Origin of the sequence: Citreicella sp. C3M06 (genome assembly GCF_018860705.1) — a bacterium.
Classification (GTDB): Bacteria; Pseudomonadota; Alphaproteobacteria; order Rhodobacterales; family Rhodobacteraceae; genus Salipiger.
Genome location: NZ_JAHKQA010000090.1, coordinates 81,401 through 99,970, shown reverse-complemented (window position 1 = coordinate 99,970; position 18,570 = coordinate 81,401). Strand labels below are relative to the sequence as shown.

The 18,570-nt window shown below is 63.6% G+C and carries 15 protein-coding genes and 1 pseudogene; 3 read left to right on the top strand and 13 right to left on the bottom strand.

What is annotated here, in order from left to right:
- Positions 1-49: 49 nt before the first annotated feature.
- Positions 50-1,249, top strand: a pseudogene (locus KO516_RS20840) (IS256 family transposase).
- Between the two features lie 224 nt (positions 1,250-1,473).
- Positions 1,474-2,943 carry an ADP-ribosylglycohydrolase family protein gene (locus KO516_RS20835; protein ID WP_216005707.1) on the top strand — a complete coding sequence of 490 codons (1,470 nt, stop codon included), beginning with the start codon at positions 1,474-1,476 and terminating at the stop codon, positions 2,941-2,943.
- Between the two features lie 446 nt (positions 2,944-3,389).
- Here KO516_RS20835 and KO516_RS20830 read toward each other — a convergent pair whose 3' ends face one another.
- The 10 genes from KO516_RS20830 to KO516_RS20785 form a co-directional block, all read right to left on the bottom strand.
- On the bottom strand, positions 3,390-4,166 hold the full coding sequence (locus tag KO516_RS20830; RefSeq protein ID WP_216005706.1) for an ABC transporter ATP-binding protein: 777 nt from the start codon (positions 4,164-4,166) through the stop codon (positions 3,390-3,392).
- Positions 4,163-4,963, bottom strand: coding sequence for an alpha/beta fold hydrolase (locus KO516_RS20825; protein ID WP_216005705.1), 801 nt, complete (start codon positions 4,961-4,963; stop codon positions 4,163-4,165). The genes KO516_RS20830 and KO516_RS20825 overlap by 4 nt, the downstream gene beginning before the upstream one ends.
- A 1-nt stretch (position 4,964) precedes the next feature.
- Positions 4,965-5,771, bottom strand: a complete 807-nt coding sequence (locus KO516_RS20820) for an ABC transporter permease (protein ID WP_252737764.1) — start codon at positions 5,769-5,771, stop codon at positions 4,965-4,967.
- A 5-nt stretch (positions 5,772-5,776) separates the two neighbouring features.
- Positions 5,777-6,163, bottom strand: a complete 387-nt coding sequence (locus tag KO516_RS20815; protein ID WP_216005704.1) for a Rid family hydrolase — start codon at positions 6,161-6,163, stop codon at positions 5,777-5,779.
- Between the two features lie 10 nt (positions 6,164-6,173).
- Entirely contained in the window at positions 6,174-6,872 is a 699-nt protein-coding gene (locus KO516_RS20810) for a cysteine hydrolase family protein (RefSeq protein WP_305833661.1), read from the bottom strand.
- Positions 6,869-7,882 (bottom strand): ABC transporter substrate-binding protein, encoded by a 1,014-nt coding sequence (locus KO516_RS20805; protein ID WP_216005703.1) that lies wholly within the window; start codon positions 7,880-7,882, stop codon positions 6,869-6,871. Before KO516_RS20805 ends, KO516_RS20810 begins: the two co-directional genes overlap by 4 nt.
- A 133-nt stretch (positions 7,883-8,015) precedes the next feature.
- Positions 8,016-8,957 (bottom strand): LysR family transcriptional regulator, encoded by a 942-nt coding sequence (locus KO516_RS20800; protein ID WP_216005702.1) that lies wholly within the window; start codon positions 8,955-8,957, stop codon positions 8,016-8,018.
- A 431-nt stretch (positions 8,958-9,388) separates the two neighbouring features.
- Positions 9,389-9,937 carry a hypothetical protein gene (locus KO516_RS20795; protein ID WP_216005701.1) on the bottom strand — a complete coding sequence of 183 codons (549 nt, stop codon included), beginning with the start codon at positions 9,935-9,937 and terminating at the stop codon, positions 9,389-9,391.
- 32 nt (positions 9,938-9,969) lie between these two features.
- Positions 9,970-10,842: a hypothetical protein gene (locus tag KO516_RS20790; RefSeq protein ID WP_216005700.1), complete on the bottom strand. Its 873-nt coding sequence runs from the start codon at positions 10,840-10,842 to the stop codon at positions 9,970-9,972.
- Between the two features lie 186 nt (positions 10,843-11,028).
- A complete protein-coding gene (locus tag KO516_RS20785; RefSeq protein WP_216005699.1) occupies positions 11,029-11,850 on the bottom strand; it encodes a hypothetical protein in 822 nt (273 codons plus the stop codon).
- 387 nt (positions 11,851-12,237) lie between these two features.
- Between KO516_RS20785 and KO516_RS20780 the strand changes: the two genes are divergently transcribed.
- Entirely contained in the window at positions 12,238-15,306 is a 3,069-nt protein-coding gene (locus tag KO516_RS20780) for a calcium-binding protein (protein ID WP_216005698.1), read from the top strand.
- Positions 15,307-15,502: 196 nt separating this feature from the next.
- Here the strand turns inward: KO516_RS20780 and KO516_RS20775 are convergent, their stop codons facing one another.
- From KO516_RS20775 to KO516_RS20765, 3 genes are read right to left on the bottom strand one after another with little or no spacing between them, the layout of a single operon-like run.
- On the bottom strand, positions 15,503-16,336 hold the full coding sequence (locus tag KO516_RS20775; RefSeq protein WP_216005697.1) for a FoF1 ATP synthase subunit gamma: 834 nt from the start codon (positions 16,334-16,336) through the stop codon (positions 15,503-15,505).
- Positions 16,333-17,850, bottom strand: coding sequence for a F0F1 ATP synthase subunit alpha (locus KO516_RS20770; protein ID WP_216005696.1), 1,518 nt, complete (start codon positions 17,848-17,850; stop codon positions 16,333-16,335). Before KO516_RS20770 ends, KO516_RS20775 begins: the two co-directional genes overlap by 4 nt.
- Complete coding sequence (locus tag KO516_RS20765; protein ID WP_216005695.1) at positions 17,828-18,568, bottom strand: ATPase; 741 nt, start codon at positions 18,566-18,568, stop codon at positions 17,828-17,830. Before KO516_RS20765 ends, KO516_RS20770 begins: the two co-directional genes overlap by 23 nt.
- Between the last annotated feature and the right edge of the window lie 2 nt (positions 18,569-18,570).

Below are 18,570 nucleotides of genomic sequence, written 5' to 3'. Positions count from 1 at the left end.
CCCGAGGGGCGCACTCCACCGATCAAGGAGATCACCCATGACCAAATACATGTTAGCAGAAACGGTCGCGCTGAAGGCGCTTCTTTCAGACACCGCAGATCATCAAATACTGGCCGAGATGCTTGGGTTTGTCGCCGACCGCCTGATGGCGCTGGATGTGGATCAGCAATGCGGTGCTGGAACGCATGAGCGCAGTACCGAACGGGTAAACCATCGGAATGGATATCGTGAGCGCCGGTGGGAAACTCGGGCCGGGACCATCGATGTTCAGATCCCGAAGCTTCGGAAGGGGACGTATTTTCCTGAGTTTCTGGAGCCCCGCCGGGCCTCGGAAAAGGCGATGACGGCAGTGATCCAAGAAGCCTACATTCAGGGCGTTTCTACCCGCTCAGTCGATGAGCTGGTGAAAGCGATGGGTATGACTGGCGTCTCCAAAAGCCAGGTCTCGCGCCTTTGTGTCGAGATTGACGAACGTGTTGACGCTGTCCTCAACAGACCGCTGGAGGGCGAATGGCCCTACCTCTGGCTGGACGCAACCTACATCAAGGTCCGCCGCTCGGGGCGGATCGTCAGCGTCGCGGCCATAGTGGCGGTTGCGGTCAATACTGACGGACGGCGTGAGGTTCTGGGCGTCGCCATCGAGCCCAGCGAGGCCGAGGTGTTCTGGGACGAGTTCCTGCGCGCTCTGGCCGACCGGGGCCTGCGTGGGGTCAAGCTGATCATCGCGGATGAACACAAAGGACTGAAGGCCGCAGCCGCCAAAGTGCTGGGGGCTACGATCCAGCGTTGCAGGGTTCACTTTATGCGCAATGCCTTGGCCTGCGTCGGTAAAAAGGACCGCCCAATTGTCACAGCGGCACTCAGAACAGCCTTCGATCAGGACACGCTGGCAGAAACCAAGGATCACTGGGCGAAACTGATTGAGGCCTTCCAGCCGCGCCACACCAAGTTCGCCGAACTAATGCTACGCGCCGAAGACGACGTGCTGTCCTACAAGCCGTTCCCAAAAGCACACTAGCGGCAAATACACTCTACCAATCCCTTGGAAAGGCTGAACAAGGAGATCAAGCGCCGGACCAATGTCGTCGGTATTTTTCCCAACGAGCAAGCCATCAGACGTCTTGTAGGAGCGTTGATGCTGGAACAGTACGACGAATGGGTGGTCTCACGGCGTTACATGACGCCGGAAACTGTTGCCGCCATCTGCGAGGATATCACCATGGACCCGGCAAAGATCGCCGCCCTGTAAACCGGCTCATCTCCCAGCCGTAGAACAAGTTACACCACGCCTCGGGACACTACCCCGAGCGTGTCCGAACCAAGCAGAAAGGATGATTGGCAGGTCGAACAATCTACTTGCGTGCTGTGTGAAAAAACATCTTATCATCAGAGAGATGAGGGCGTTTCTTTGCGAGTATCGAAATTGTTTCGATCGGGGGCGTTCCCTATTTTCATGACAAGGATTGTCCAACCATGCGGACCAGTCAAAGCCATCCTCTGCAGATCGCCGCTGTGCGGTCTGACGCCCTTCCGGGGCGGATCGGCATCACCTTCTGTCCCGGCAAGATCCAGCCGGGAGCGATGTCGGGAAGCTGGAACCGAGACCTCGGGCTGGACCTCGACGCCATCGCCGCTTGGGGTGCGACGGCGGTCGTAACATTGGTCGAGGATCACGAACTGCAGACGCTGCAGGTGCCGCGGCTCGGTGCGGAGGTGGCCGCCCGGCACATGAGCTGGTTCCATTTGCCGATCCCGGACGTTTCCGTGCCCGATGCGGCGTTCGAGGCGCGTTGGGAAACGGTTGGTCGCGATTTGTGCGACCGGCTCCGCGCGGGGTTTGATGTGGTGGTCCACTGCAAGGGCGGGCTCGGCCGGGCAGGGACCATCGCCGCGCGGCTGCTGATCGAGCTTGGAGACACGCCGGGCGATGCGATCGCCAAGGTCCGGACAGCGCGCCCGGGCGCCATCGAGACGGCGGCGCAGCAGGGCTACGTCCTGCGGCAACAGGCGCGCCGGGAAGATGTGCCCGCGACAACGGCCGAGGCTGTTCGTGATCGTGCCGTCGGTGCCTTGCTCGGGCTTGCGGTCGGGGATGCTGTTGGCACCACGCTTGAGTTTACCACCCGTGACAGCCAAGGGCCGCTGAGCGACATGGTGGGGGGCGGGCCCTTCGGCCTGAAGCCCGGCCAGTGGACGGATGACACGGCCATGGCGCTGGCGCTGGCCGACAGCCTCGCGCAGTCGAGCGCGCTCGACGAGGCCGACCTGATGCGCCGCTTCGTCGACTGGCACGAGCGCGGCACCTATTCCTGCACCGGACGGTGCTTTGACATCGGCATCACCACGCGGCAGGCGCTGGCGCGCTGGACCCGCAGTGGCGATCCCATGGCCGGGTCCACCGATCCGATGAGCGCCGGAAACGGCAGCCTCATGCGCCTTGCTCCGGTGGCCATCGCGCATCTGAACGACCGTGCCCGGCTGCGCGACGTGGCGGCGCGGCAAAGCCGGACCACCCATGCCGCCCCGGAAGCGGTGGATGCCTGCGTGGCCTATGCCGAATGTCTGGCTGATGCGATCGAGGGGCGCCCCCGTTCGGACGTGTTGCGCAACCGGTCCGAAGGTTATGCCGGGGCCATTGATGGCATCATGGCCGGGTCGTGGCGCGGCAAGGCGCGCACGAAAATCCGCGCATCGGGATACGTGGCGCATTCGCTGGAGGCCTCGCTCTGGAGCGTTGCCCGGTCGGGCAGCTTTCGCGAGGCGGTGCTGACCGCCGCGAACCTCGGCGAAGATGCCGACACCACCGGAGCGATCACCGGCCAGCTTGCCGGGGCGCTCGGCGGGGCCGGTGCCATCCCGCCGGACTGGCTGGCGAAACTCGCTTGGCGGGATCGGCTGGTGGCTGCGGCCGAGGCGCTGTTGTCGAAAACCGTGGCTGACTGATCCCGGCGCGTCGAGGGGCAGAGCCAAAGGATTGATCGCGGCTTGCGCGAGCGAAGATCCGCGGTTCACAGTCCCCTCGGCGTATCCGCCGTGGCGGGTACGCCGACCTTTTCCAAGGCAAGGCCGGAATTGGGTTGCAGCGCCGTTAAGCCGTGGTGATCCGACAAGGCCGGAGCGCCGAACCCGAAAGTCTCGACAGGGGGCAGGGCTGCCGTGAGGCCGCGCGCAGGTCATCTTCTTGTCAGAGCAGATCAACAGCGACGCCCGCTTGCGCAGCGTCGCTGTGTCACCGAACCAGATCGTCTCGCGATTGCGGGTGGGTGTTGGCCTGCACTTGGCATCCCTGCAACCGGTCGGGTTCAAAATGAGACGCCGCGACCATCAGTGCATTGCGACAATGGCAACCCGACACAGGACCGCGCAGTGTTTCTGGCAGGAACCGCGCACTAGTGGCGCGGCGCCAGTTCAAGCTCTTGCCAGATGGTCGAGAACAACTGCTGGTATTCGGGCCGGTTGCGCACGGCGACCGGGTCGACGTCTTCACTGCCCCAAGGGGTTTCGTAGACCGACTTCACCGTGGCGGGCCGGTTGGACAGCACCACGATCCGGTTCGCCATCGAGATGGCCTCGCCGATGTCGTGGGTGATCAGGATCACGCTGCGCCCCTGATCGCGAATGATGCGCTTGACGTCGGCTTGCAACAGGGTCCGGGTCTGGAAATCCAATGCTGAAAAGGGTTCGTCCAGCAAGATCACCTCGGGGTCAAAGGCCAGCGTGCGCATCAGCGCCGCGCGCTGGCGCATGCCACCCGACAGACCCGAAGGTTTCGAAGTCTCGAATCCCGACAGGCCGTAGCGGTCGATCAGGTCCTGCGCCCTGGCGCGCGCCTTGGCCTTGGCAATGCCGCGAATTTCCAAGCCCAGCGTGATGTTGTCGATCACGCTGCGCCACGGCAGCAGCAGATCCTTTTGCAGCATGTAGCCGACGTGGCCCTTGGCCTCTTCGACCTTGGTTCCGCCCACCGAAACCTGCCCTCCCTGAAGCGGGATCAGCCCGGCAATGGCGTTGAACAGCGTGGTCTTGCCACAGCCGGACGGGCCGACGAGGGCGAGAATCTCGCCCCGGTGCAGGTCCAGCGTGATGTCGCGAACGGCCTCGACGGCCGCATCGGTGCCCTCGTTGTAAACGACGCGGGCGGCGTCGGCGCTCAGAACGGGGGTCATGCTTGGTCTCCTGTCAGGAAGGCAAGGGCGATGGCGTTGAACTCATCGGGGAACACCTGGCTTGCCGCATGGGCGCCATCGGACATGATCGACAGCTTGGCGTTGGGAATGGCCTCGGCCAGCGCCTCGGAGAAATAGGCCGGGGTCAGGTGGTCATTGGCAACGCCCATCACCAGCACCTCATGCGGGATCTTTGGCAGATCGGCGGTGCGGTCAAAGGCCAGCAGCGCGTCGATGCGGCTGGTCATAATGCCAATATCGTGGTCGCCGCCGTAGATGCCGCTTTTGCCGCCCTCGATGGCGTCGATGTTGTCGCGCACCCACCAGCTGGGGTGCAGAAACAGGGGCGTTGCCTTGATATAGGCCTCGGGCCCGGCTGTCAGCAGCAGTTGCTTGCGGGTCTCGAAGCAGCGTCGGAAGAAGCCATCCGCCTTGGTCCACCCCGAGGCAAGGATGATGCGGCCCAGCCGCTCGGGGTGATCAACCGCAATCGCCTGCGCCATCGACGCGCCGGTGGAATGGCCGACGAAATCGGCTTGTTCGATGCCAAGCGCATCCATCAGCGCCAGCGTATCGGCGGCCATCTGGTCAACGGAATAGTCGATCTGCGAGCGGCTCGATTGCCCGGTGCCACGATGATCGTGCAGGATGACGCGGAAATGTTCGGCAAAAGGGGCGATCTGCGGCGCCCAATAGGCGCCGATGCCGCCAAGCCCGGCCACCATGATCAGCGGACGGCCACTGCCGTGTTCTTCGTAGTAAAGCGCGTCGCCGTCGGGAAGGGTGATGTGCGGCATATCAGTGCTCCATGTCGAGAGAACGTTCAAAGCGCGCCACAATGGCTTCGAGCAGCAGCGCCATGATCATCAGGCTGAAGATGCCAACCCAGACCGAATTCAGATCGTACAGCTGCCCGGCATAGTAGACCATGTAGCCAAGCCCTTCTTCTGCCGAGATATATTCGCCCACCACCGCGCCGATCAGCGCGAAGCCGACGTTCAGCCGCAGCGCCGAGACGATCCACGGCAAGCTGCCCGGCACCACGATGGTGCGGAAGGTCTGCCAAGGCGAGGCGCCAAGCGATTTCATCAGGCGGATCAGGTCTGGGTCGATTTCCTGCGTGCCCTTGTAGGCCTGCAGGAACGCCACGATGAAGGTGATGATCGACGCAATGGCGATCTTGCTTTCCATGCCCAGCCCGAACCAGACGATGATCAGCGGCGCGAGCGCGATCTTGGGCACGCCGTTCAGCGCAATCATGTAGGGGTGCAGGATCTTGGCCCAAAGCGGCGACAGCCACAGCAGCAAGCCGCCCGCGCTGCCAAACAGACAGCCGATGGCAAAGCCGATCACCACTTCCACCCCTGTGACCCAGAAATGCCGCAGCAGCGAGCCATCGGCCAGATGCCCGGCAAAGGATTGCACCACGCCCAGCGGCGTGCCGTAGACATAGGGTTTCAGCCAGCCGAGCCACAGCCCGACCTGCCACAGGGCGACAATCGCCAGCAGCACCATGATCTGATAGGCGCGGATGCGCAGCGCGGCGTCCACCGGGCTGCGGCGCTTGATGCGCGCCGCAGGGGTGGATTGTGAGTCCGTTGCCATGGCCATCACGGTTTGCCGAGATATGCCGTTGCGGCGATTTCGACCAGCAGTTCATCGCGCACCAGTTCCGAGATGATGCAGTAGCGCGCGGGCGGGTTGGTCCCGAAATATTCGGCATAGACCTCGTTGAAGGCCGCGTAATCCGCGCGGTTCTTGAGGATGATCACGTTGTAGCAGATGTCGGCCAGCGTGCCGCCGGTGGCTTCGACCACGCGGATGATCTCATCGATCACATAGCGGGTCTGGGCCTTTACGTCGCCCGGATGCAGGCTTTCGCCATTGGGGCCAAGGGCAAGCATACCGGCAACGTAAAGCGTGTCGCCCACGCGGCTACCGGGAACAAAGGGAGCGATGGGCGTGGGGGCGCCTTCGGGGATGATGGGGGTGAACATGATCGGGTCCTTAGTCTGCGGGGGCGGTCAGGGTGGCGTCGACCTCGGCCAGCGTGGTGGTCCAGCCGAAAAAGGTGCGTACGTTGAACATCGTGGCCTCGTGCATGGCGCGCGGCCCGGCCTGAAGGCAGCAATCCTCGACCATGACAGGGTGGTATTCATGGGCGAAGGCGTCGCGGATCGTGGTTTCGACGCAGACGTTGGACGCCACGCCGCAGACCAGCAGCGTGCGGATCCCGCGCGAGCGCAGCATCGAATCCAGCGGCGTGTTCACAAAGCCCGAGTAGCGCGTCTTGGGCACCAGCAGATCGCCGTCTTGCACGCTCAGCTCATCGATCAGCGCGTAATCCCAGCCGCCCTTGGCCAGCAGCGTGCCCTGCAATTCCGGGCGCTCGCGCATCACGCGCAGGGCGTTGGACTTGGCCTGATTGACCGACCCCGGCCCGCCCGCCTCGGTATATTTGGCGTCCCAACCGTTTTGCAGGAACACCACCTGCACACCATGATCACGGCAGGTCTGGGCCAGCGTGGCAACATTGGCATTCACCGCGTCGATCCCCGACAAATCGAAGCCGGCGATGTCAAGATAGCCGCCGCGCGCCGCATAGGCGTTCTGCATGTCCACCACGATCAGGGCGGTGGATGCGGGATCAAAGCCAACTGCTTCGGGAAGCGCGGGCAGGCTGCGCATTTCCTTGGTATCGCTCATGACAGACCAAACTCCTTCGTCGCCTTTTCGGCAAAGCTGTTGTCGACCATCTGCTCGTAGGGCAGGTCGGCGCGCAGCGTTCCAACCCCGGCTTCGTGATCGATCAGCGTGCGCCATTCCTGTTCGCTGATCATCGGATTGCGCGGCACCAGCGGGACGTCGCCAAAGAAGCGCGGGCGGGCGGCGGCGATGACCTCGGGGGCGATCTGCGGGAATTCCTTGGTCGCAACGTCGATGAACAGCTGTTCATTCTCGTGCAGCGCGCGTTCGGCCTCGGCGATGGCGTTGCAATAGGCCTGCACCTTTTCAGGGCTTTGTTCGATGAAATCCGCAGTCACGAAGGTGGACGAGAACAGCGCCGGGCCAAGCGCCTCGCCCAGCGAATAGACCACCTCAAGATCGAATTGCGTCGCGCCGATCGAGGCATCCCATTCGAATACGGTGGCGAAATCCGCGCGCCCATCAGCGACTGCCTGAAGCTGTGCGCCAAAGGGCAGCTGCATCCAAGTCACGTCTTTCTCAGGGTCCATCCCGGCCTGTTTCATCGCGTAGAACGGCGTGGTGTAGGTGTTGGACGGGAATTTCAGCGTGGCGATGGTCTTGCCGGCAAAATCCTCGGGGCCGTTGAAGGTGGTGCCGGGTTTGGCCACCGCCCAGACCGAGATCATCCCGGCGATCTTGGCGATGTTGACCATCTGCGCGCCTTCGGCGGTGGCGTTGATCGACATGCCGCTGCCGGTGACGGCGAAATCGGCTGCGCCAGACAGAACGGCGGGCACCGGCTGGGCAATGCCGCCTGCGGATTTGAGATCCGGCGTCAGCCCGTGCTTTTCAAAGAAGCCGCCGTTCATCGCGGCGTAAAGCGGCATGTAAAGCCCAAGGTGAATGGCCTCGGAAATATTGGCGGGGGTGGCGGCGCGGGCGGCGCCGGGCAGGCCAAGACTTGCCGCGCCGGTCAATCCGGCAAGGCCAAGGACAAAGCTCCGCCGGTCCAGGGACGAATGCGTCATGGACATCTCCTGTTGGATATACTGAGTGAGCCGACCTCGTGGGCGGGCCGGATGCGATGAACCTACACCAAGTTTCTGTGTCACAAAGTGCCGATGGCGCACCGCGATGTTGCGCAAAGAGCAACGCTGAGGTCTATCCGGCGCGCAGCCCCCGGAAATGCGCGACCAGCAGCGCTGACAGGGCCTTGGCCGCGAAGGACAGCTCACGATCCCGATGCACGCAAACGGTGACCCGCGCGGCTTCGAGGTCTGGGCAATCAAGGTGCAGCGCCACGAGTCGCCCGGCAGCGACATCCTTGCGCACCATGAAACCGGGCATGAATGCGACCGCATCACCTGTCATGGCGACGCGTTTGGTCAGTTCCAGCGAATTGGTGTTGATCGCAAGCCGGGCCGTCCCGGCGCTGCGCGCAATGGCGGTATCGACCATGCGCCGCATGCCGAACGATGTTTCCGGCAGCGCAAGCGGCCAGGCAAGCACATCGCAAAGGCCAGGGCGCGGGTGGCGCGCCAGCGGATGATCGGGGCAGACAAGGCAGCAGATCGGCTCGGTGTGTTCGGCCAGCGCGGCGATGTCGTTGCGCATGGGACCGTTGAAGGTGATGCCGATGTCTGCCTGATCGTCGATCAGCGCCCCGACGATGGCATCGGTGGACTCAAAGCGGATGTCGAATCCGATCTGTGGGTGGCGCGCGGCGAAATCACTGATCACGGCGGGCAGAAATTCGGCCACCAGCCCTTCGGCGGCGTATAGCGTCACCTGTCCGCGATGCAGGCCGCGCAGGTCGTCGATGGCATCGCGCACGCGGTCAAATTCGCGAAAGGTGCGTTGCGTGTGGCGCATCAGCAAGGTTCCAGCCGCAGTCATGGTCATGCCCCGGCGGCTGCGTTCGAACAGCGGCGCGCCAAGGTCGTGTTCAAGTGCCGCAATGGCGCGGCTGACCGATGAGGGCGTGACGTGCAGCGTTTCGGCGGCACGACGGATCGATCCCGAACGGGCGGTTTCGTGAAAATAGCGCAGCGCGGTGAAGTCCATGGGCGTGATATGCCTGAGTGCGATGAAACTGTCATCCATCCTTGATCGCGTCGGGGAGGGGTATGTAGAGTTCATAACGTGATGCCCGCATCGGCAGGGGATGCCCGGCCCCGGCGTGACGTGGTCAAAGCCCCCGAGGCGCAGGCCGACCTCATCGGCCGCCGAAGAGTAAAAGGCAAATCCGGGAATGGTCGGGTTCGGATTGCGGCAATTTGGCAGAACGCGGGCTTTGACCGCCCGCCTGATGACGCTTGGGATCTGTTCTGCCTTGGTTGCCTCACTCGAACCATCATCGGCATGCCTCCGGTAATGATGAGTTCTGGCTCTTGGGGCGCCGCGCGCGACGGTGGGGTGGGTTTGCGTGATGGAGGGCCGTCCAGCACCGGCTTTCTGGACGGCACCGGCGCGGTGCGCGGCGCTTGCCAGAGGGGTTCGGGGCCGTTTCTGGACGCGGGATCGGTCATGTTTTCTCAGGGCGCGTCGAATTCGGGCAGGCCAACGACGGGATACTGGTTGCCGTCCGGCAGGTATCCCATAACGACCCAGCCGTTGATGCGGCATCCGGCGACGTCTCCGCATCCCTGATTTGCAACCTCGCGCATACAGCCTTCGAAATCCCGGATGATCGCGTAGAGCGGTGGGTAATAGGCGCGCACGAATTCCGGGGTGAATTGCTTGATGTATTGGGTCGCACCGAAGTCGTAAGGGTTGCCCCCATTGAGATCCGGCGCGTTGGCAAGCGGCGAGAAGGCATCCGCAGGCTGGCCGCTTTGCATCTGGCCGTACAGACGTTCGATCAGAGCTACATGAGACCGCGCCGATCTTCTGTAGCAGACCAGCTCTGGCCGCCTTGCATCATCGCTGCCGGAGTCGGAAACGCGCCAATCCATCGGCGCCGAGAAATTATACGGCATGCAGCCGATCAGGGGGCGGGAGTCCGGGGTCATGAAGCAGGCCGATGCCCCCGCCGGAATGATCGCCAAGGTCAGGGTGCAGGCGATCTTCGCAAGAAAGTTCATGTCAACAATCCTTTGCTCTCTGATCGAACGGATCAGGAGTTTTCCGAGTATTGATCCGGGTTCAGGAACAGCAGCTTGCCGTCGGGTGTTTTCGACACCAGCCATTCTTCTCCGAAGGCGATCTGGGTGCCAACGGTCATGCGCAGCTCCCGTCCACCCCCGAAGCATTGCGCAACAAGCGCGTTGCGATGCGGCATGACATGCACCTGCCCGCGGTCGGGGCCGGTGGAGATGCTTCTGGGCCGCAGGTTTTCGACCCGGGGAAGCGTGCGGAAATATTCCTGCGGGAACGGCCCGCCCGAAGATACGATGGGCTGCGCAAGGTCACGGTACACCGGGATCATCTGCGGTGCATAGCCAAGGGCGATTTCCGGAACGGTGCCGGTCTCGGAGTCGGGGTGCTGCTTGAAAAGGATAACGGCGGGCGTGGCGTTGACCTCGTTCTTGTAGATCATCCGGTTCCAGATACTGGCTGATTGCAGGATCAGGTCTGTGAAATTCACCAATGTGTCGAGCGCCGCAGGATCGGCCCTGCTTAGCGTGGTTGGGCGGCGGTCATGGAACGCATCGATCGCCTCGTCGCCGGGATGCATGATGAGGTCCCAGATTTTCTGCCGGTCGAGCTGCGAGCGGGCGAAGGCCGGGATCAGTCTGAGGTTGAGCGGCAGCTCTCCCGCCTTGGCTGCGAGGATCAGCTCGCGGCAGCGCGGACACCAAGGGGCGACGAGCCCATAGGCGGTCGCCGCCCGATCCTGCGGGCCAGCGCTGCGCCAGAGTGACATTTCGAGACCGGTCTGAAGATCTCCGAAACGGATCGGATCACAGTCGAAAAAGGCGGCTGCGCCCTTGGGCAAGGCGGCGCCTGCCAGGCTGGCCAGAATGAGCGCGCGGCGGTTGATCGTCATGTTGAACCCTCTATAAACAACTGCCTTTCGGCACAGTCTCGCGCGTGACGTCCGGGCGAGAGCGAAAAAATGAAACGCTTTGGTCAGGCTATGGAAGGCGGATGGGCCTTTGTCCGATCGCAGCAAAAGCCCTTGCCGGGCGGGATCATGGCAAGGGCGCAGGTGGCGCATGCCACAGTCATGGGGCTACTGGGTGTAGAAACCCGACCTGCGGGCGAATTGCAGCGCGTCCGTGGAGGTGAAGGCACGCACCGCCACCCAGTCTTCGCCGCCGAAAGCGACCGTGCCGACGCTTGGGTAGGCGCTGTTGGCGCGGATCTGATCGACGAATGGCGCATCCGGGACCGGTGCGGCGAAATAGGGGGTGTCGGCCTCGCGCGCAAAGAAATTCTGCGCGCTGCGGCTGACCTGCGGCGCCGCGCGCAGATAGTCGCCGTAGCGCGCAGGGTCGGGGGCCGTGGCAGCCTGCGTGGCGCAGAATTCACCGATCTGATCAAGATACATCCATGCGCCCATGATCGAGACAATGGAATCATTGCCGCCATCGCGCAGCACGACCGAGGGATAGGCAAAACCCACCGGGGTGGCGCTTCCGACATTCTCTCCCAGCGTCATGGAGCCGAAATCAGGCGCCATGAGATGCCCCGTGACGAGGTTGATATGGCCGAAGAGGTCGCTCGCGCGCGGCGAAAGCGCCGAATTTCGCGCACCGGTATCGCTGTAGAACAGGCCGACCTGATCATCGGCATCGCTGAAAAAGGCGTTGACCACCGCGGGCCCGTATTGGCGAAAGCCCATGAAGACAAAGCGGTAATCGATGTCCTGCGGCGTCGCCAGAATGGTCTCGTAAAGTTGCTTGCAATAGGGACACCAAGGCGCGGCGATCACATAGGCCGCGCGCTTGGCGCCGCGGCGGGTGGAAAGCCAGGCCGATTTCTCCATGTTTGCGAGAATATGGCCGGGTGTGAAGGTAACACCCTGAGCGAGCGCCAAGTTTGGCAAAAGCAATGACGATGCTCCCGCAAGAATGGCGGATCGACGTGTAAACATTAAATATCCCTCGTACTATACTACCCGCAAAGGGTAGCCGGGAATCTTGCCGTGGCATAATATTTTTCCGCTCTTTGAAGACCATTCCGGCAGGGATTGGCAGAGGTTGCCCGATGTGCGACAGCGCCCGACTTGCCTGCCTGTTCACAACTCTGGCGGCCTGATCGCCCCGGCACCGCAGCCCATCGCAAGCCTCTCTCACCAACGCTTGCGGCGTCGCAATGGCGGATCGACGCCAAGGTAAACCGAAGGTTGACGCAGCGTCACCTTTGGCGCAATCTTAGCCTGCAACCAGAATTTTGCGCGAATTCCTTTCAAACAGCTCACATGAACACGGAGGTTTTCATGGCGACGCAAGGTAATGACACCCTTTTTGGTACCGCGGGCGACGATACGATCAACGGTCTTGGCGGAGACGATCGCATCGAGGATTTTGAAGGCGGCAACGACAGTTTCATCGGTGGCGATGGACGCGACACGCTGCGCGGCGGCGATGGGAACGACACGCTGCGCGGCGGCGCGGATGAGGACAACCTGCGCGGCGGGACTGGCAATGATCTGCTCGACGCATCGGGCGGCAGCGCGCAAAGCCACGATTATGGCGACTGGATCGAGCCGGGGCTGGGACAGGATACCATCCTTGGTCATGCTGGCGCCTTTGCCACCGACAACAATGGCATCGACCTCAGTTACGAGGGCCTGACCGGCACCGGCGGGCTTGTGCTGACGGTTGGAAACAACGGCTCGGGCACGGCAGTGTCGAACATTCCGGGCCTGATCAACGATACCTTTACCTATGCCGTCCGCTTTCGGGGCACCATGGACAACGATCTGATGACCGGGTCGGGCAATAATCGCTGGGAAGGCTGGGAAGGCAGCATCGGGTTTGACACGCTGCATGGCAATGGCGGCTATGACGAGCTGCTCTATCATCAGGAATACCACGCAGGCGGCACGGGCGCTGTGACGGTGAACTTCGCCACCGGCATGGCGACGGACAGCTTTGGCGACACCGATAGCTTCAGCGGTATGGAGGCGGTGCGGGGCACCGCGCTTGGCGATCATTTCACCGGCTCTGCGTCGCAGGAATACATCAGCTATCGCGGGCTGGACGGGGCTGACACCATCATCGGCTCGGACAGTTATGACCGCGCGGATTATTCGAACGATGGCAATTATGGCGGCACGGCGGGCATCCGGGCCAACCTTGGCGCCGGGACCATCGTCGACGGATTTGGCATGACCGACCGGGTGAGCCTCATCGACGAGGTCTACGGCACCGACGCGAACGACAGTATCAGTGCCGGAAGCTACGGCAGCGATGTGCGTTTCAGGGGCGAAGACGGCAATGACACAGTTCGGGGCGGCGCAGGCGATGACAGGCTGGAAGGCGGCGACGGCAACGACCGGATCATCGGAAACAACGGCAATGATCGTCTACATGGCGATGACGGCAACGACACGCTGATCGGTGGCAACGGGCGCGACAACCTGCGCGGCGGCGCGGGCAACGACCGGCTCGACGCCTCGGGTGGCAATGCCGCAAGTCAGGAGGGCGGCGATTACATCGAGCCGGGCCTTGGCAGCGATACCATCCTTGGCCACGCCGGGCTTTGGGCCACGGGAGAGGGCAATGACCTGTCGTGGCGCGACGTGGGCGGGGTCGGCGGGCTGGTGATCAGCGTCGGGGCCAATGGCACCGGCACGGCGGTTTCGGGCGTCGCGGGGGCGGTCAACGACAGCTTCAGCTATTTTCATCTGTTCTTCGGCTCGCAGGACGACGACCTCTTCAATGGCTCCGACGAAGATCGCTGGGAGGCATGGGGCGGTTTTGCCGGAAACGACACGATCCACGGCAATGGCGGCTATGACGAATTGCTCTACGACGATGAGTTTGACGATGGTGGCACTGCTGGCGTGGTGGTGAATTTCGCGACCGGGATCGCGACCGATGCTTTTGGGGGCACTGATACATTCACCGGGATCGAAGCGGTGCGCGCCACGGCAGAGGCAGACCGGCTCATCGGCTCGGCAAGCATCAACTTTATCAGCTACCGGGCGATGGAGGGCGCCGACACCATCACCGGCAGCAGCAGCTGGGACCGTGCCGATTACAACCGCGATGCATCGAGCGGCGGCAACGCGGGCATCAATGCAGATCTGGGCGCCGGAACCATCGTCGATGGCTTTGGCGACACCGACGTGGTTTCGCAGGTCGAAGAGGTGCGTGGCACCGATTATGGCGATCGCATCGTCGCGGGCAGTTTCGGCAGCTGGGTCTGGCTCGATGGCGAGGGCGGCGATGACACCATGGGCGGGGGCGCCTTCGATGACACGTTGCGCGCCGGTGATGGCGATGACCGCGCTTGGGGCAATGGTGGCGCTGACAGCCTGATGGGCAATGACGGCAGCGATACGCTGTTTGGCGATGCCGGAAACGATGTGCTCGAGGGCGATGCGGGGAATGACCATCTCGAAGGGGGCACACAGAACGACTCCCTATACGGTGGCGATGGCAATGACACCGTGCGCGGCGACAACGGGGCGGATCGCGCATGGCTGGGCGTTGGCAACGATGTCTACACCGATACCGCGCAGGCCGGGGCGAACGGAGCGGATTCCGTCTGGGGGGGCGCCGGGGCTGACAACATCCATGGCGGCGGCGGAGCGGACCTGCTTAGGGGTGAGCTGGGCAATGACACGCTGATCGGCGGTAGCGGCGAGGATACCCTGCGCGGCGGCGCCCATCGCGACCTGCTTGAGGGCAACGCCCAAGGCGACCGACTGTTCGGCGAAGGCGGCAACGACACCATCCGGGGCGAGGGTGGCAATGACTCTGCTTGGGGCGGGGCCGGGGCGGACACGCTCAACGGGGGGGCTGGCGATGACCTCATGCGCGGGCAAGGGGGGAACGATTCCCTTATCGGCGGATCGGGGGCAGATGCGCTTTACGGCGACGTTGGCGCCGACACGATCCGGGGCGGCAACGGAACCGACAGTGCATGGCTCGGCGCAGGGAACGACCTTTATACGGATACGGGGCAGGGCGGGAGTTTCGGTCGAGACTCGGTCTGGGGTGGCTCGGGCAATGATACGATCAACGGTGGCGGCGGGGCGGACGATCTGCGCGGGCAGGCCGGCGCCGACCGGCTGATCGGCGGTGGCGGAGATGATACGCTGCATGGCGGCGAAGGTGCCGATGTTTTTGTGTTCATCGGCGGCGGCGCGGACATGATCGGCGATTTCGCACTCGCGTTCGACGCGATCGAACTGCATGCCGGAACGTCCGATACTGACGATCTGACCTTCACCGATGAAGATGGCGGCGCGCTTCTTGCCTGGGCGGGAGGCTCCGTGCTCGTTGTCGGCCTTACGGCCACGGAGTTGGCATCCGCGACGGTCGAGCTGCTTTAACGGCTTGCTGAAATGATCCAATGGCCGGAACGGTTTCCCAGCATCAGAGTATTGTCGCGTGATCGCCATGCCTGTCGGCACGTTTGTCGCACACAGCTGTTGGTCTCTTTGCGCCAGACTGCCTTTGGTTCGGGGATGCGTGGTTCTTGCGCCTTGACCTGCGGCCATCGCGTCAAGGGCGGCTATGTCGCGACATCTACTGCGAGACCGGCCCTGCAGCCGTCGACAGCTCGATGATCTCGGTTGTCATCTGTTCCTGACGTGCGCGCTGGAAGTCTGACTGCAGATCTGCGGCGATGCGTTTGACGTTGGTCTGCGCCCGCGTCATGGCCGCCGCTCGGGCCTCGTTTTCCGCCGCAAATCCCAGCATCAACGCTTCGCAGAGCGCGGTGAAGACATATTCCTCGACCAGATCCGACAGCAAGGCGTCCGCAGGCAAGTTGGTCAGAGGTAGATGCGTCGTCTGGGCGGGTAAGCGACTGAAATCGAATGGAAACAGCTTGCGGCGGATCAGCGCCAGCTCTGCCGTGTCGGGATCGGCAAACAGGATCGTAACGGGTTCGCCTGCTGTCTTTGTCAGCCGTTCGAACAGGACATCAGAAAGCCTGCTGGCCAGCGATGGCACATCAACCGCATGCGATGCTGTTTCGGTGAAGTAGACCGGCGTTACGCCTTTTTCGGCAAGCGCGCTCAGGCTGCGCCCGCCAACCATGATGATCTGTGCGCCTCGGGAGGCCTCGGCCAGCGCCGCGTCGGCGATCCGCTCGCCAAAGGCGCCCGAAAACCCTTGTGCGGTGCCGACCACGATGGTCAGGCCGGGAACATCCTTGCGAGGCGGCGCGCTCGCCTGCGCGATGGTCAGAGCGGTGGAGAGCGCCTGTGCCACGCTGGCCTCATAGGCGCGGATCGGCACAAGATGGGCGCGCGCTTCGTGCTGATGCGAGACCGCAAGCGCGCGCAGCGTCGACACGATGCTTTCGATCTCGCGGATGTTGCCGATCCGGTCGCGGATGTCTTCGGGCCGGTTCATGGCGTCGGTGCTTCGGGCAGGGCGGGCAGTTTTGCGATGGCGGTGCGCACGCAGTCGGTGGCGGCCTTTCGTGTCGCCGCGTCGACTTCGGGGGCGACGTTCAGTCCGGCAAGCTGCGGCTCGGCCGCGATCAGCGGCACCAGCGCGGCCTTGAGGGCGGGAAACTGGTCGATGGCAACGGGGTCAAGCACACCATCTGCCAATGCCGCCAGCAGCGCCACCTGCACAGCCGTTGACAAGGGGCTGTAGCGGTCCTGCGCCAGCAGCGCCCCGATACGGGCACCGCGTGCGAGCCGTTTCTTCATGGCGGCGTCACCAAACCCGCCAAATCGCGAGAACATCTTCATCTCGAGATATTGCGCATAGTCCAGCCGCAGACGCCCCGCCACCGCCTTGAGCGCGCGCGGCTGCGCCTTGCCGCCGACGCGGCTGACCGACAGGCCGACATCGACCGCCGGGCGCTGATTGCCGGCAAACAGCGTCGCCGAGGTCACGATCTGCCCGTCAGAGATCGAAATCAGGTTTGTCGGGATATAGGCTGACAGGTTGCCCGCCTCGATCTCGGCAATCGGCAGGGCGGTCAGGGAACCGCCTCCCATGGCCTTGGACAGTTTCGCCGAACGTTCCAGAAGCCGCGCATGCAGATAGAAGATGTCGCCGGGATAGGCCTCGCGCCCGGGCGGCTGGCGCGACAACAGCGCCAGTTCCCGGTGCACGGCCGCGTGCTTGGTCAGATCGTCGTACACGATCAGCGCATGGCCGCCGCGGTCGCGGATCGTTTCCGCCATGGATGTCGCCGCGAAGGGCGCAAGCCAGCGCAGCCCCGGTTGCGACGTTGCGGGCGCGACCACAAAGATCGTCCGGTCAAACGCGCCCTTCTGGCGGACCGCTTCTATCACCCGGCGCACCGCAGTCGCGCGCTGGCCGATGGAGACGTAGATGCAGACGATGTCGCTGTCTTTCTGGTTCAGGATCGCATCCACCGCGATCGAGGTCTTGCCGGTGCCGCGCTCGCCAATGATCAGCTCGCGTTGTCCGCGACCCACGGCAAAGAGCGCATCGACCACCAGCACGCCCGTCTCGACCGGCTCGCTGACGAAGTCGCGCGCGATGATCGAGGGGGCCGGGCGTTCGACCTCGGCCATTTCGCTCGCCGCGAGCGGACCAAGGTCATCAAGCACGCGCCCCAGCGGATCGACCACCCGGCCAAACAGCCCGTCTCCGACCGGCACGGACACAAGCTCTCCGGTGCGGGTGACGGTGCTGCCCGCCTCGATCCCGGCGGTTGCATCCAGAAACGCCGCCTGAAGCGTGGTCTCGTCGAGGTTCAGCACAAAGCCGCGCGCCCCGCCGGTGAACTCCAGCACTTCGCCAAGACGGGCGCCGGGCAGGCCGGAGACATGCGCCAGCCCGTCGGCGATTTCCGTCACGGTGCCGGTTTCGCGCGCCTCCGGGCCCAGCGACGCTGCGGTGACACGCGATTTCAGCGCGTCAAGTCCGGGATCCATTGTCATCGTCTAATGCCTCCGAAATGCGGCGCAGGTTGTGGGCGATTGAATTGAAGACCGCGCCGGTCGCGGAGCGCAGTTCGAGCCCCGAAATCAGCGCCGGATCGACCTCGATTGCCGCGTCGTGCAAACCCAGCGGCGCCAACACGGCCCGGGCGCTTGCAAGATCTTGCTCACCCGGCGGATGGGCGGCGATCAGCGTCAGGTTCGCGCCCGACAGCAGGGCCTTGCGTTTGCCCTCGGGCATGGCGGCCAGCTCGGCGGCCAGCCGCTTGGCAAACCCCGCAGCCGTCGGCGGATCGGGCAGATCCGATAGCGCCTTTTCGGCGATGGTTTCGGCCAGATCGCGGGCGCGCCGCAGGGTATCGGTCTGCCCGTCGGCGGCGATCCGGGCCGCTTTGGAGCGGGCATCATCGACGATCTTGCTGGCCTCGCTGTGGGCTGTCGCGACAAGCGTGGCGCGCAGCTGCTCCGCTTCGAGCTGCGCCGCGGCCAGCACATCGTTGCGGGCGATCGCGGTTTTCCCGGCTTCGTCCTGTGCCATCGCCTCTGCCGCCGCCGCCCGCGCCTGCGCGGTGTCGGCGGCATCTTTCGCGGCGACGATCTCGGCCTGCCGTCTGGCAATGATATCGGCCACTGGGCGGAACAGGAAATGCTGCAGGATCGCCAGCAAGACCAGCACGTTGAACAGCTGAAGGCCGAAGGTCACCCAGTCAAAGCTCATGG